The organism is Corynebacterium sp. ACRPE (assembly GCF_022347435.1).
Classification (GTDB): Bacteria; Actinomycetota; Actinomycetes; order Mycobacteriales; family Mycobacteriaceae; genus Corynebacterium; species Corynebacterium tuberculostearicum_D.
On record NZ_JAKRNA010000038.1, the window covers coordinates 1 to 13,207 of the forward strand.

Here is a 13,207-nt window from a genome sequence, read left to right on the forward strand (position 1 = left end):
GATAGGCAAGCAGCGCTCGTCGGAGACGATGAGTTCATGTTCATCGATGTCCCGCCAGGCGATGAGAACGCTATCGAAGCGGCAATCGCAGTCAGCGACTTCATCATTCTTCCGACCCGTTCTGCTGCTGCCGACCTCTCCCGAGTATGGGAGCTGCGCGACGCAGTCAACGGAACACCTCATGCAGTCTTACTGACGTTCGCCAGGAAAGGCACCAGCGCCCTTGACGCGGCACGAGAAGCGCTCGAAGCAGAACACATGCCGCACTTTAAAACCGAAATCCCGCTACGCGAAGATATGCACCTAGCGTTCGGATACTGCCCAGGCCCAGACATGCACGGCTACGACCACGTCGCCGACGAACTCATGGAGATGATGAAATGAGCACCAGCAAAGAACGCGCCAGGGCGCAGCAAGGCCCGCGAACCTCAACGAAAAAAGCCGCGAAGCTAACCTCAGCAGCCGAGAAGACAACAGTGCGAAGCGCATTCCACCAACCCACAGGCCGCGACTACGTCAAGAAGATGACGATTGAAATCGACCGCGACCTTCACGCAGAACTTAAAGTCATCGCCGCCCAAAAAGGCGTGACCATCCGCGAGATTGTTAGCACCTACCTCGAAGAATACGTTCACAACAATAAATAAAGGTTTACAGGCATACAGGAATACAGGTTTATGGCACCTGTATTCCTGTATGCCTGTATCCCTGTTGCTCTGGATAATTCGCCACCGTATGGGTAAATCAGCGCACGCTTTTACTGCGTATCGGTAAATCAGCGCAGTGCGGTTTACCCATAAAGAAAGCGCCCGCGTGGGGCGCTTAGCGATGGTTGGGGTTAGTCGAGTTGGGGCTTGGGTGGGCACTGTCGGATGGACGTCGTTGTCTTGGTGACGGTGACGCCGTGGGCGTCGACGGTGATGCCGGCGTTAGGCCAAACAGATCGGCTGCTCAGTCGGTCTCGTCCATCGCTACGTCCACGAAGAAAACGCCCACCGCGTCTAAAACGAACGCCTGGAAAGACCAGGCGAGCGGCACTCAAATCTACTGTGCGGAGTCTGCCGCCAGATGCCCCAGACCAATCGAATTCAGGATCCCCCCAAAGACCCGTGGATTATTCATGATCCACTTTGCGACCGTTGGGCCTGCCAGACCTCCGCCGATGCAGGAGGCAAGGATATTCCCCATCAGTGCAGCGTTGTGGGCATACCCTGCATTCTCATCCAACGCAGCCAATGAGGGGTACGCAGAAGCTGCGCACATCGCAATCCGGGCACCGATGATCACAGCCGGGGCTATGCGGGGAGCAACTCCCTCATTGTGGCCCATCTGCCGCTGTACAGAGTGCGTGATAGCCCGTTCGTAGCCTTCTGGGTCAGCAGTCGGGTCTGGGAATTCCTCGGAAGCCTCTTCGATGGCCGTTAGCATGACTTCGTCGGGGATGCTGTCATCAAAGGAATCCTCGACCTGAAGAGAGTCCTGCTCCATAGTTTGCGTATTAGAATGGGCCGGCGTCGCGCTAGCCACTGGTACAGCGAAAGAAACGGTCAGGGCAGCAATCAAAGCGGTCACTGTTGCACGAGTATTAGTAGTCATACGGGGAGGGCATCAAAGGTTTACTCCCCCCGTTTAGGACGATTGCAAAAGGGGGTACGAAAGTACATGAAACGCCTAATATTGGGAATCGCTATTGGTCTTCTAGCAGGAGGGATTATCGTCTTTATTGCGACCTCCTACGTAGACCTCACATCACCTTTTTCCTGGTTAGTTTTCTTCATCTCTGCGGTCATTGTGGGAGCCGCCGTCGAAATGATCTTTGGGGGAGACAAACGCGGAAAAAGCGCCTCGGAACCAGACAGTGATACTCGTTCTTGATGTCTCCGCGCGCCCCCTATCTCCGTTTTTGGCGCGTCGTTGGGCGTGGTAATGAGTTCGCGGCCTGAACTGGGAAAAGTCCGCGTATTGGTAAATCTGCGCAGACAGCCTTGTGCAGCTGAAACGCGGTTATGTATGGCTTGCCATATGGCAAGCCATACATAACCGCAGGTAAAAGGTATATTTTTCGCGTGTCATGGCTAGTAAATAACACCGGTGTCATTTAGAGTCAGGGAAAGACAATGAAAAACGAAGAAAGCCACCGGGCGGCAACCCGATGACTTTCGCTTATCACCCAGCACACACCTGGGAGAAAGCACGGTCATGAGTTTACAGACTCATGCGCAGAATGCGCACACTAAAACACCTACCCGCGTCGAGCGCGACCGTGGTGGACTGGACAACACCCCAGCATCTGCCAGTGACCGCGACCTTTTACGCGAGCATCTAGGCCGCGATGTACTCCACGGTTCAGTCACACGAGACTTTAAAAAGGCCTATCGACGCAACGCTGACGGCACGAACTCGCCGCGTATGTATCGCTTCGAGACTGATGCTTTAGGACGGTGCGAGTACGCCATGCTCACCACCAAGCAGTACGCCGCCGTCCTGGTCGTAGACGTTGACCAAGTAGGTACCGCAGGCGGTGACCCCGCAGACTTAAACCCGTACGTCCGCGACGTGGTGCGCTCACTGATTACTCATAGCGTCGGGCCAGCCTGGGTGGGTATTAACCCAACTAACGGCAAAGCCCAGTTCATATGGCTTATTGACCCTGTCTACGCTGACCGTAACGGTAAATCTGCGCAGATGAAGCTTCTTGCAGCAACCACGCGTGTGCTGGGTGAGCTTTTAGACCATGACCCGCACTTTTCCCACCGCTTTAGCCGAAACCCGTTCTACACAGGCAAAGCCCCTACCGCTTATCGTTGGTATAGGCAGCACAACCGGGTGATGCGCCTTGGAGACTTGATAAAGCAGGTAAGGGATATGGCAGGACACGACCAGTTCAACCCCACCCCACGCCAGCAATTCAGCTCTGGCCGCGAACTTATCAACGCGGTCAAGACCCGCCGTGAAGAAGCCCAAGCATTCAAAGCACTCGCCCAGGACGTAGACGCGGAAATCGCCGGTGGTCTCGACCAGTATGACCCGGAACTTATCGACGGTGTGCGTGTGCTCTGGATTGTCCAAGGAACCGCAGCACGCGACGAAACAGCCTTTAGACACGCACTTAAGACTGGCCACCGCTTGCGCCAGCAAGGCCAACGCCTGACAGACGCAGCAATCATCGACGCCTATGAGCACGCCTACAACGTCGCACACACCCACGGCGGTGCAGGCCGCGACAACGAGATGCCACCCATGCGCGACCGCCAAACCATGGCAAGGCGCGTGCGCGGGTATGTCGCCCAATCCAAGAGCGAGACCTACAGCGGCTCTAACGCACCAGGTAAAGCCACCAGCAGCGAGCGGAAAGCCTTGGCCACGATGGGACGCAGAGGCGGACAAAAAGCCGCACAACGCTGGAAAACAGACCCCGAGGGCAAATATGCGCAAGCACAAAGGTCGAAGCTTGAAAAGACGCACCGTAAGAAAAAGGCTCAAGGACGATCTACGAAGTCCCGTATTAGCCAAATGGTGAACGATCAGTATTTCCAGACAGGGACAGTTCCCACGTGGGCTGAAATAGGGGCAGAGGTAGGAGTCTCTCGCGCCACGGTTGCTAGGCATGTCGCGGAGCTAAAGAAGAGCGGTGACTATCCGGACGTTTAAGGGGTCTCATACCGTAAGCAATATACGGTTCCCCTGCCGTTAGGCAGTTAGATAAAACCTCACTTGAAGAAAACCTTGAGGGGCAGGGCAGCTTATATGCTTCAAAGCATGACTTCCTCTGTTCTCCTAGACCTCGCAACCCTCCGCCATAACCTCACCGAATTCAAAGTGCGCTGGCTTGCCCATATTGAGGAATGGAAAGCAGAAAACCGACCAACGACTAGCTCAATGCTTGTTCGAATAGGCCGCACTCATGTCGCGGGGGGCGGCCTATTGTCGAGACCATGAGCTTCCTTACCGAGTACAACGAACCCCGCGACCTGAGCCTGATTGATACTTCTCCCGCCAAGCTGGAGGGGGATTGCTACGAAGTGGCCAGCGCTTTGCGCGCCGCCGCCCGCTTTCTCGAAGTCCTCAACCAACTACCGGGCACTCCCGCAGTGCGTGACTGGCAAGGCGACGCAGATGAGCTAATAAACATCGCGAAGGCGCTTACCGATGACGCCGCAGAGTTTTTTAGCGACCAAGACTCGCAACAAAACTAACGTCCCGCTCCTGTTGCGGAACCACGTCGCGTGGTTATGCTCTTGGTTAGTCAGTAGTGCTGGCAAGGGGGCTTAACTTATTTCACCCCCGAGTAAGCCCCTTTGTCGGGGTTGGAAACCTCAAGATTGGAGAATAGATAATGCTTCTCGAAACCTACACGGCATTGCTCGAAGACTATGTAAAGACTGGCGACAATGGTAAATCCTTGGTCTACGCAAGGAAGACTGGATTTGATTCACGTGAAGCCGCATGGGAGTGGGTCATTCAGGCTGTAGCAAACCTTTGGGGCGGCTCGCGGGTTGCAGGTAGCGTAAACGACTATTCCGAGAAAGACCTCAAGAAATCCGATCCTGCTATTCGGGCGATGGATTTTGCCGTCCAAGAGAAGGACGATCCGGCTCGCGGGCTTTGCCTTGCGGTCACGATAAACGAAGAAGCGTCATATGCGAATGATGCAAACTTCCCTAATGTACTCTTCACAGATCCCCTCGCACCTGAGAATCGCGGCAAGGGAAACGACCTGCAATAAGCACATGACGGGGTTCCCATTTTGAGAACTGAGTCGCTGTCAGGGTTGCGACCCCTAATGTCTAATGGGGTCGCTACTGTGATTGCAACCCTTATTGGTTAATGGGGTTGCAACCCCGATTCAAGACAAACCCCGACCAGTGGGGTACGGCCATGCCGGCCGGAAGACGAAAGCCTAAAGGTGAACTAGCTCACGGCGACAATCACCGTAATGGGTTTTATACCAAGACCATCAACTCTGGCTACGGATCGTTGGAAATGACCGGGCTTAGGGAACAGGGCGGTACGCTTACTTCCCAGATGGGCATCCATTTCAGTGTTTAGCAAGCAGCTTCTTTTCAATCGCATCAATCTTGGCCTTATCGGTCGGCTCTCGTCAAGCTACAGTAGCGATTCTGTTTCATCTCCTTATGTGGATTAGGTACTCATGCACAACCCATCAGACCTTCTTTGACAAGGTTCTCGGTGTAAAAGATGCTGACAAGTTGCGTTCTGACTAATGAATTAGTTTGTCGATTCTTTAGTGCCGTTGCCACAATATTCTTCCGTCTCCAAAGGGAGGAAATAGGAAAATGAGATGGGCTAAACAGGCTATGCCAATACCAAAAGAGTCCATTGCAAAAGCTGGAAATGCTAAAAATGCTGCACTAAAAGGACCCGTACATGCGATGATTTTTGCATCTCGAGCAAGCTTTGGCTGTTTAGTAACTACTGATATGCGGAAGAGCGTGGATTCTATCTTTGGGGGGTTCTCAGGGAGAAATATTGAAGATGCAACGATATGACCCATTTCGTGAGTCCAGAAAGGAAGGAATGCGTAAAAAAAGGATGCTTTTAGAGAAAAAGTGAGTACAGGAAGAAGGGATGTGTCTCTAAAAGCAATGGCAAATGTAGATGCCAGTAGGGCTATCCCCGCCAAGACAATTATCAAGGGGGACATCTGTCGGCATATGGCAACTGTTAATTCTCCAGCCAGCGATATTAACGCGTTGGCGTTTATATTTTTTCTATTCACGAGTGGAAGATTTTAAATTTTCCTTGTATCGCGTTAGTGCGCGAAAAATCAAGATGGTTATAAATGAGAAGATAAAAAGAGCCATGAAAATGATAAACAAATTCAACTGGCTATTGATTCCAAAGGTCGCGTCTAGATTGTTTCTTTCGTTTACCGAAGAAGAGAAGAAGACTGAATCGAACAAGCCGGTTGCTTTGAATTCTTCGGCGTCATTTGAGAACGCTAAATAGAGAATCGTTAAGACTGCCGCGCTGCCGGTCAGGCAAAATGCGATAATAAGACTGGCAAGTGCAGTGGAAAAGATTTTCATTAATGTTCCTTAATGGTCTGGAAGTGAATTTTTCTTTATTTCGATTATTCCGGCTGACGCTACGCTTAGAAGGAAAAATAGCGTGGCGATTGCCCACCCCCAAGGGGGGAGGGAAAACACGGAAAGCCCTAAGGCAAAGAATATTACAGATATAGCAGCGATGGCTATACCAGTTATAACTGCAAGAGGATTGTCTTTTTCGGAGGGAAGAATAATCCCTAAAGTTGTAGTTAGTGGAATAGTCCCAATACAGCCAATTACGCTAATTAGTCCCGTAGTGCTGTCCCCCCCAATGGCCCAAAATCCTATAAAGAAAACGAGTACAAACGGAATAGATATGCTTAACAAAGATAAGCAAAGGAAGAGGTAGACCTCAACGGGGCGTACCTTAAGAGACGGAAAGTTGCGTAGTGGACTTGTTGATGAGTAGGCATAGATTCCTAGGAACGAAATTATTTCTCCGGCTAGAATGGGGGGGATAGACTGAGAAAGAATGAGAAGAATATAGCCTCCCAGCGCGAATATTAGAGTAATCCAAGTTTCTTGCGCTCTTAAAAAACTAAGGAGGTAAGACTTAAAGAGGGTTTGGCGAATAGTAGACGGATTACTTAAGTCTCCTTTAGAGGGCGTTCTAGTAAGGATGTACTCTTTTTGTCTGGTGAAGAGCGCTCCGCTTGTTAGGGTTGCTGCTGTTAATAGAAAAATACATGAGATAACAGCCGTCAGGGAGCAAATGAAAAAGCCATACTTTTCCGAAATCCAGGTGTAGGTATCACTCCACAGGAATGCTCTGTTCCCAGACTGGAATGCTGAGGTAATTCTAGCGACTTTCGTCGTCATTCCAATCTGAGATACTCCAGCGAGTATTAGCAATACACAAATTGCTAATATGTCTTTTATTCTTTCCAGCCGGATTACGGAAAAACCCCAAGTCAGTATGTTGTAGATGAAGGCAAGTCCAACCACTAGTGTGGCTGCGGGAAAAACGATAGAAGTAGCCACTTGGCTAGATACTTCTATCCCAAAAACAAATGGCAGGGGTGCGATAGAAGAAAAGAATATGATTATCAGAATTCCCGCGATAAATGCTAATTCATTTATAAAAAGGGCAACCGAACGCTGGTGGTCTGTAACGGGAAGACTCTCTGTTAGAGAGAGCATATTTGATGATTTGAGAAAAAGTAGTCTTACCACAATAAAGCCAATAAAGACCCATTGGGGGAGTGTCAGATTGGCTAGGCCTAAGACTAATGTGTCTATATGCTCAACTTTATTCGACCCTCTGTAAAAGAGGTAGCCGATGGTGGCCAGCACTATTAAGAGGGTGGTCCCGAGGAACGCCAACAGTATTCGCGTCCCTCGGTATCGCAGAATGCCGAGGGAGAGCATTCTTCTAACCAGGAAAGTTCTGAAAAACCTGCTTATGGATAGTGTTTCCTGAACGGCTGTCACCTGTTTCCCTCCTCTACGAGGTTTTCGAGAAGAGAAGTAAGGCTGCCGTATTGGTTTGACATTTCAGTATAGGTAACGTCGCGTAGCAGCCGTCCATCTTTTAAACCTAGGTATCGGTCAGCAAGGTCTTCAGTGAGAAAATTGTCATGGGTGCATAGAATGACTGTTTTATCACGCGATAAATTAGACAGGTCTTCTTTCGCTAAGCGAAGGGACTGAAAATCAACACCATTGAGTGTTTCATCTAGGATAGTTAAATCCCTGCTCATTAAAAGAGCGCAGATGAATTGGAGCTTCTTTTTCATTCCGTGGGAGTAGTCTTCAATAAGAGAGCTAATTTGCCCGGATAGTTGATATCTCTGAAGTAAGTCGTCTAGTTTTTGAGAGTCAACTGGCTGATGGTATAGCGAAGAATAAAATTTTATTAATTCTAGTCCGGTTAGGAAATCAGGGAGGTTTTCATTGCCGGTTAGGAGCAGAGTATTCTGCTTTGCCTCCCGCGAGGCAGGGGGCAATCCGGATAGGCTGATTGTCCCGGTACTGGGGGTGAGGATTCCGGCAAGCATTTTTAGCAAAGTGCTCTTCCCGGATCCATTTGAACCAACAAGACCTACTACTCCGCTGGAGGCAACCTCGAAGCTTATGTCATTGATAGCTGGAGAAGAGCTGCCAGCGTAGCAGTAGGTGATTGATGATGTAGTGAGCATTAGTCGTTAGAGTGGATTAGCGCTGGCATTCCATGCTGACTGAAAATCCCCACTTTACCCATTTCCAGTGTCCGGTGAATTTGCCGTGACCTTTCGTTACGCACCACACAGCCATACCTGCTAGGAGGACGGTGCCTAGGGCGAGGAGTACTGCAACGAGCACCACGTACCAAGCGTCGTAGCGGAGCAATGCTCGGTCAAAGCGGTCCTTTGCGCTAAGCAGATATGGAAAATAGTATGCGCCCAGAGGTGAAGAGGCGAGAGCTGGCATTTCAGTAGTAGGTGCAGAGCGGTCAATGACAGTGGTCATTTGGTTTCCTTTGGGTAGAACTGACTGGAGAGACACTTTGACATAGAAGTATGTTCGTGTGTCCGAAAGGCATTGTATTACACAGTTATAATGTTTTCTACAGATGAAGTGAAAACGGATCTCCTTATCTAGAGAGTTATTTTCCTGATCAGTGGTTAAACCTTTTGTGGTTTAGCGTTGCTGTGGAAGTTACGCCTGCGACTTCCTTTCCCCGTGTGATTGCCACGTCCTGGTGCTCGTTTGCGCGTGCGCGCCCTAACGTTTTGAGCGCGCTCTGTTGCTCATACTGATATGCGAATGCGCCGACGCATTGCCTGGCACAAGCACCCTGCTATCTGTTCACAGGTGTTCACGCCCCTGACCGCGACCTATGCTCGCTGGCGCGCCCAGTTTCATGGTACATTTGCAACAAGTTGCCCAATGGGGTGTCCAGGTGGTCACCGTGGTGATTGACAGGAGGTGTCGGAGTGCTGACTATCGCGAAGATGGGTGCGCACTCCGTGGCCTATTATCAGTCCACGGTTGATGAGAATCGGGGGACGGATTCGTACTATTCCGAGGACGGAAAGCAGCCAGCTTCGGTGTGGCTTCGGGGCGAAAACATGGCTGAAGTTTCGGCATTTTTGGGCGCTGAAGATGGTGCGATCGTGTCGGGGAAAACGGTTGAGGATTGGTTCAATAAGGCGGTCGCTCCGAGCGGTGCGGGGCTTGGAAATGCTCCGCGAAAGGATAGTGTTCCAGGTTTCGATCTGACGTTTTGCGCGCCGAAATCTGTCTCCTTGTTGTGGGGGATGGGCGCAGATTCTGCCGTGCGTGGCATCGTCGATGAAGCCCACCAGGCGGCAGTATCCCAGGCGCTGGATTACTTGTCGGAGCATGCCAGCTACACGCGAAAGCAAATAAAAGAGCCGACGGGAAAGCGTCTTATTGTCGAAAAGTTGGCGGGTATTTCGGGCGTGAAATACGAGCACCGCACTTCACGTGCGGGCGACCCGCACGTGCATTCACACGTGTTGTTGGCAAATAAACAGCTATGCCGAGACGGCAAAGTTCGCACGCTCGATGGGGTGAGTTTGTACCACGAAGCGCGCGCGGCAGGCATGGTGTATCAAGCCACGGTGCGTGAAATCTTGAGCCAAAAACTCGGCGTAGAGTTCGGCGACGTGGTCAACGGATGCGCAGAAATCGTCGGCCTTGATGACCCAGAATTGATTGCGTCGTACTCGACCAGGGCGCGTGAAATCGACCAGTGGCAGGCCGACAATGGGCTTGAAACCCGCGCGGCGTATGAGCGTATCGCGCAGAAAATCACCCGGCGTACCAAGGACACCGACACCCCACTAGACGAGCTAGAAACCGAGTGGGCACGTGCTGAACACGGCGCGCAGGTGCGTGAGTTTGTGGCCGGACTTGTGCCAAACAATGAAGCGCCAACGCGCGCGGTGGGTGAGGATTGTTTGCCGAAACCAGCCCAGATTTTAAGCGCGGTTGTTGCAGAACGCTCCACGTTTACCCGAGCTGATGTTGCCGAAAAAGCAGCAGAACTTATCCGCCCAGGCGCAGTTTCCCCGGAGGATATGACGGTCACGGTTGAGGGGCTGGTTGATGCTGCGTTGGCTGCGCACGGTACATGGTCGGTCACCCCGGAGAAGTCCCGCGAGCTGGATGCCACCCAGCGTGAAGGTTCGCAGAAGTACACCACTGTCGAGGTGGTCAACGAGGTTGAACGTGGCGTTGATATGGCTACCGCACGCATTGAGCGCGGCGTCAATGCCGAGTCGATCCAACCTGTCGAGGGGGAGCTTTCGCCTGCGCAGGCTGATGCTATGCGCGCGGTTGTCGGCTCTGATTACCTGGCGTCTGTGGTGGTCGCACCGGCTGGTGCCGGTAAGACTTCTTCGCTCAAGGCCGCGCACAAGGCATGGAATCAGGCCGGTAAACACGTCGTAGGCCTAGCTCCTACGGGTAAGGCTGCTGACGTGATGGTGGGTGAGAATGTGGCTGATGAATCCATGACGATTGCGCGCGCTTTTGTTGGCACCGACGATCTGACACCGGAGCATACAGCGGTGAAGCTGGGCTGGAACCGGGACACCGTTGTGGTTGTTGATGAAGCCGGCATGGTGTCTAACCCCGATACGATCCGTGTGCTGGAGACTGCCACTGCTGCCGGCGCGCGCGTGGTCTTTGTGGGAGACCCAGAACAATACTCGGCGGTGAAAGCTCGTTCTGGTCTGCTGGCGACCTTGTCTCATGAATTGCCTGATGCCGTTGAGCTACGCGAGGTGTTCCGCCAGCGTGATGCGGGTGAGCGTGAAGCATCGAAGTGGCTGCGCGGTGGCGAGGAAGCAGACGTTTCTCGTGCCGCCGAGTGGTACATGCAGAACAAGCGCCTGCACGCAGGTTCGGTTACGGCAATGATGGACGATGCGTTGGACGGGTGGCGCGATGATACTGCCGCAGGCAAGCAGTCGCTGCTGGTTGCAGCAACCCGTGACCAGGTCACCGCGCTGAATGCTGCGGCGCAGAAGATTCGCGCAGAGCGCGGCGAGATTAACCCCGAGCACCGCCTGGGCTTGTCTGATGGGCTAAAAGCCGGTGTTGGTGATGTCATCTTGACTCGTCGCAACGATTCAAAGCTGGTGACCAGTAGCGGGGATATGGTGCGCAATGGTCAACGCTGGGTCGTTGATTCCATCGGGAAAGACGGTTCCATTACGGCCCGACGGTGTGATGATGATTTAGCCACTGTGACACTAAACCGCGACTACCTCGATAAACACACCCAGCTGGGCTATGCCGCTACTGGGCATAGTTCCCAAGGCGCGACCGTCGATGTCGCCCGTGTGGTGGCAGGGGTTGGCAACCTGGACAAGGCCAGTGTCTATGTGCCGATGACTCGTGGGCGTGAGGGCAACTTCCTCTATATCGCCGAGACTCAGCCGGGAGATACCGAGACCGGGCATGGCCAGGTGAGCCAGATTATCCGTCGTGAGTCTGCCGAATACGCCCGCGACCTGCTGGTGTCCGCAGGAATGCGCGAGCAAGGAGATAAAACACCCCAGGCGCTGTTTGGGCAAGCCAAGCAGGACTGGGAGCTGACCAAACTCGTCAACCAGCCTTCCCAAACGGACACCGACAACCCGTTTGTCGGCACCGAAATGGGTAAGTACATGCGCAGCTTTGCCGCTAAACGCGAAGCGCGCTTTGCTGACTTCCATGCCCGCGCCCAGTCCAACAACGCCGACGAGGTGCCAGAACCGGAATCAAGCAACGAGCACAGCGCTACACCGTCCAATGACGCCCTGGAGCGTATCGATGCCGAGATAGAACGCGTAAACAATCAGCTTGAGACGCTGCGCGGTGAGTACGACCAGGCTAACCAGCAGGTTGAACAGCTCGGACAGCAGTATTCCAAGCAAGATGCTGTAGTGCGCGAGTTCGAGGACACGAAGAACTCGAGGGGATTTTTCGGCAGGCTACGCCACGGCAATAACGACCAGGCCCTCCTAGACGAAGCAATCAACGTGCGCGACAAGGTAGCTGCATCCTATGACCAGGCCGTGGACTATCGCGACAGCTTTACTGATCCGATTCGCCAGCTTGAGACCGAGCTAGACGAACTGCGCTCCCAACGCAGCGACGAGCAGGCTCTACAGAAATCCCTGGACTTCCTCGACTCACTCGGTATTAGTACCACCGCAGATGATGAGATGCTCGCCCGGTTCCACCAGCAAGCCGCCACAGATAGCGACTACGACAACGACCAAGACAACTGGTTGGATAACGCCCCAGAGCGCGAGGGGCCAGAGCTTTAACGAAAAATCCACGTCCCCCTCGTCGATGTCGAACCTATGGTAAACAATGTTTACAAAAGCAAATAACGCTCACGAGAAAAAGAGTAGGACTGCCAAAGACAGTACGTAAACAATGTTTACGACAGGCAGGGGAAGGACTTACGTCAATGGTTCAAGGACCTCACCCCTCCGGGCGAGTGGTATCTGTACGCATGCCCGAAGAGATCATCGAGCGCCTAGACACACTGTGTGCTCGCACCGGACGCAGTCGTGGTTTCTACCTCAAGATGGCAGTAACAGCGATGCTGCCCCAATTGGAGGAATACCACTGGGAACACGTCGCTGCGGACTTCGAAGAAAAGAGCATTGAAAACGAGTTTTACCGCATCATGCTTGCTGGACTTTCTGCCGAGTCTGACGATAAAGAAAACTAAAAATGCTACCTGCCTGCGCTTTTAACTTTACAGACACCTGTAACACTGTATTACTGTAAACCTGTAAAGCAGTATTTACTTAAACCTGTAAAGTGGTAGGGGCAATGATTTATCCACCTAGGAGAAGCCATGATCATTACCGCCATTAACGCCAAAGGTGGCGTTGGCAAGACCACCACAACGATGTTTCTTGCCACGGTTTTCGCCCACCGAGGAAAGACCGTGACTGTCACAGACCTAGACCGGCAGGGCTCGGCACTGGAATGGTCTGAACGCGCAGAGGATGGAGGAAACCCCTTGCCGTTTGAGGTTGAGCTGTCCATCCCCAAGCGCGTCGATAGGCAAGCAGCGCTCGTCGGAGACGATGAGTTCATGTTCATCGATGTCCCGCCAGGCGATGAGAACGCTATCGAAGCGGCAATCGCAGTCAGCGACTTCATCATTCTTCCGACCCGTT

At 52.6% G+C, this 13,207-nt stretch carries 13 protein-coding genes and 1 pseudogene; 8 read left to right on the forward strand and 6 right to left on the reverse strand.

Going from position 1 to position 13,207, the window contains the following annotated elements; translation table 11 throughout:
* A pseudogene (locus tag MHY13_RS11635) lies at positions 1 to 384 on the forward strand (ParA family protein); the annotation flags it as partial.
* The gene (locus MHY13_RS11640; protein ID WP_239283197.1) at positions 381 to 647 is read left to right on the forward strand and encodes a hypothetical protein; all 267 of its coding nucleotides are present in this window, start codon (positions 381 to 383) and stop codon (positions 645 to 647) included. The pseudogene MHY13_RS11635 and the gene MHY13_RS11640, both read left to right, overlap by 4 nt.
* Positions 648 to 1,044: 397 nt before the next feature.
* Here MHY13_RS11640 and MHY13_RS11645 read toward each other — a convergent pair whose 3' ends face one another.
* The gene (locus MHY13_RS11645; RefSeq protein ID WP_239283198.1) at positions 1,045 to 1,596 is read right to left on the reverse strand and encodes a hypothetical protein; all 552 of its coding nucleotides are present in this window, start codon (positions 1,594 to 1,596) and stop codon (positions 1,045 to 1,047) included.
* Positions 1,597 to 2,199: 603 nt separating this feature from the next.
* On the opposite strand from MHY13_RS11645, the gene MHY13_RS11650 reads away from it, so the two are divergent.
* The 3 genes from MHY13_RS11650 to MHY13_RS11660 all read left to right on the forward strand — a co-directional run bounded on the left by MHY13_RS11650 (position 2,200) and on the right by MHY13_RS11660 (position 4,726).
* On the forward strand, positions 2,200 to 3,651 hold the full coding sequence (locus MHY13_RS11650) for a replication initiation protein (protein WP_239283199.1): 1,452 nt from the start codon (positions 2,200 to 2,202) through the stop codon (positions 3,649 to 3,651).
* 284 nt (positions 3,652 to 3,935) lie between these two features.
* The gene (locus tag MHY13_RS11655; protein ID WP_148086566.1) at positions 3,936 to 4,196 is read left to right on the forward strand and encodes a hypothetical protein; all 261 of its coding nucleotides are present in this window, start codon (positions 3,936 to 3,938) and stop codon (positions 4,194 to 4,196) included.
* Positions 4,197 to 4,336: 140 nt separating this feature from the next.
* On the forward strand, positions 4,337 to 4,726 hold the full coding sequence (locus MHY13_RS11660) for a hypothetical protein (protein ID WP_239283200.1): 390 nt from the start codon (positions 4,337 to 4,339) through the stop codon (positions 4,724 to 4,726).
* A 519-nt stretch (positions 4,727 to 5,245) separates the two neighbouring features.
* Here MHY13_RS11660 and MHY13_RS11665 read toward each other — a convergent pair.
* Genes MHY13_RS11665 through MHY13_RS11685 form a run of 5 tightly spaced genes read right to left on the reverse strand, consistent with a single transcriptional unit; the run spans position 5,246 to position 8,519 of the window.
* On the reverse strand, positions 5,246 to 5,740 hold the full coding sequence (locus MHY13_RS11665) for a hypothetical protein (RefSeq protein ID WP_239283201.1): 495 nt from the start codon (positions 5,738 to 5,740) through the stop codon (positions 5,246 to 5,248).
* A complete protein-coding gene (locus tag MHY13_RS11670; protein WP_239283202.1) occupies positions 5,733 to 6,050 on the reverse strand; it encodes a hypothetical protein in 318 nt (105 codons plus the stop codon). The genes MHY13_RS11665 and MHY13_RS11670 overlap by 8 nt, the downstream gene beginning before the upstream one ends.
* Positions 6,051 to 6,059: 9 nt before the next feature.
* Positions 6,060 to 7,502 (reverse strand): hypothetical protein, encoded by a 1,443-nt coding sequence (locus MHY13_RS11675; protein ID WP_239283203.1) that lies wholly within the window; start codon positions 7,500 to 7,502, stop codon positions 6,060 to 6,062.
* Positions 7,499 to 8,209 (reverse strand): ABC transporter ATP-binding protein, encoded by a 711-nt coding sequence (locus tag MHY13_RS11680; protein WP_239283204.1) that lies wholly within the window; start codon positions 8,207 to 8,209, stop codon positions 7,499 to 7,501. The genes MHY13_RS11675 and MHY13_RS11680 overlap by 4 nt, the downstream gene beginning before the upstream one ends.
* A 16-nt stretch (positions 8,210 to 8,225) precedes the next feature.
* A complete protein-coding gene (locus MHY13_RS11685; protein WP_239283205.1) occupies positions 8,226 to 8,519 on the reverse strand; it encodes a hypothetical protein in 294 nt (97 codons plus the stop codon).
* A gap of 467 nt (positions 8,520 to 8,986) precedes the next feature.
* Between MHY13_RS11685 and mobF the strand changes: the two genes are divergently transcribed.
* The 3 genes from mobF to MHY13_RS11700 all read left to right on the forward strand — a co-directional run.
* Positions 8,987 to 12,337, forward strand: a complete 3,351-nt coding sequence (gene mobF / locus MHY13_RS11690; RefSeq protein WP_367398086.1) for a MobF family relaxase — start codon at positions 8,987 to 8,989, stop codon at positions 12,335 to 12,337.
* 146 nt (positions 12,338 to 12,483) lie between these two features.
* Positions 12,484 to 12,750 (forward strand): ribbon-helix-helix domain-containing protein, encoded by a 267-nt coding sequence (locus MHY13_RS11695; RefSeq protein ID WP_239283206.1) that lies wholly within the window; start codon positions 12,484 to 12,486, stop codon positions 12,748 to 12,750.
* A 129-nt stretch (positions 12,751 to 12,879) separates the two neighbouring features.
* On the forward strand, positions 12,880 to 13,207 hold a 328-nt coding region (locus tag MHY13_RS11700), incomplete at its 3' end, for a ParA family protein (protein WP_239283207.1).

What these genes read in the sequence shown, in the direction of transcription:
- MHY13_RS11640 (WP_239283197.1), top strand. Translation starts at nt 381, where the DNA reads ATGAGCACCAGCAAAGAACGCGCCAGGGCGCAGCAAGGCCCGCGAACC.
- MHY13_RS11645 (WP_239283198.1), bottom strand. Translation starts at nt 1,596, where the DNA reads ATGACTACTAATACTCGTGCAACAGTGACCGCTTTGATTGCTGCCCTG.
- MHY13_RS11650 (WP_239283199.1), top strand. Translation starts at nt 2,200, where the DNA reads ATGAGTTTACAGACTCATGCGCAGAATGCGCACACTAAAACACCTACC.
- MHY13_RS11655 (WP_148086566.1), top strand. Translation starts at nt 3,936, where the DNA reads ATGAGCTTCCTTACCGAGTACAACGAACCCCGCGACCTGAGCCTGATT.
- MHY13_RS11660 (WP_239283200.1), top strand. Translation starts at nt 4,337, where the DNA reads ATGCTTCTCGAAACCTACACGGCATTGCTCGAAGACTATGTAAAGACT.
- MHY13_RS11670 (WP_239283202.1), bottom strand. Translation starts at nt 6,050, where the DNA reads ATGAAAATCTTTTCCACTGCACTTGCCAGTCTTATTATCGCATTTTGC.
- MHY13_RS11680 (WP_239283204.1), bottom strand. Translation starts at nt 8,209, where the DNA reads ATGCTCACTACATCATCAATCACCTACTGCTACGCTGGCAGCTCTTCT.
- MHY13_RS11685 (WP_239283205.1), bottom strand. Translation starts at nt 8,519, where the DNA reads ATGACCACTGTCATTGACCGCTCTGCACCTACTACTGAAATGCCAGCT.
- MHY13_RS11695 (WP_239283206.1), top strand. Translation starts at nt 12,484, where the DNA reads ATGGTTCAAGGACCTCACCCCTCCGGGCGAGTGGTATCTGTACGCATG.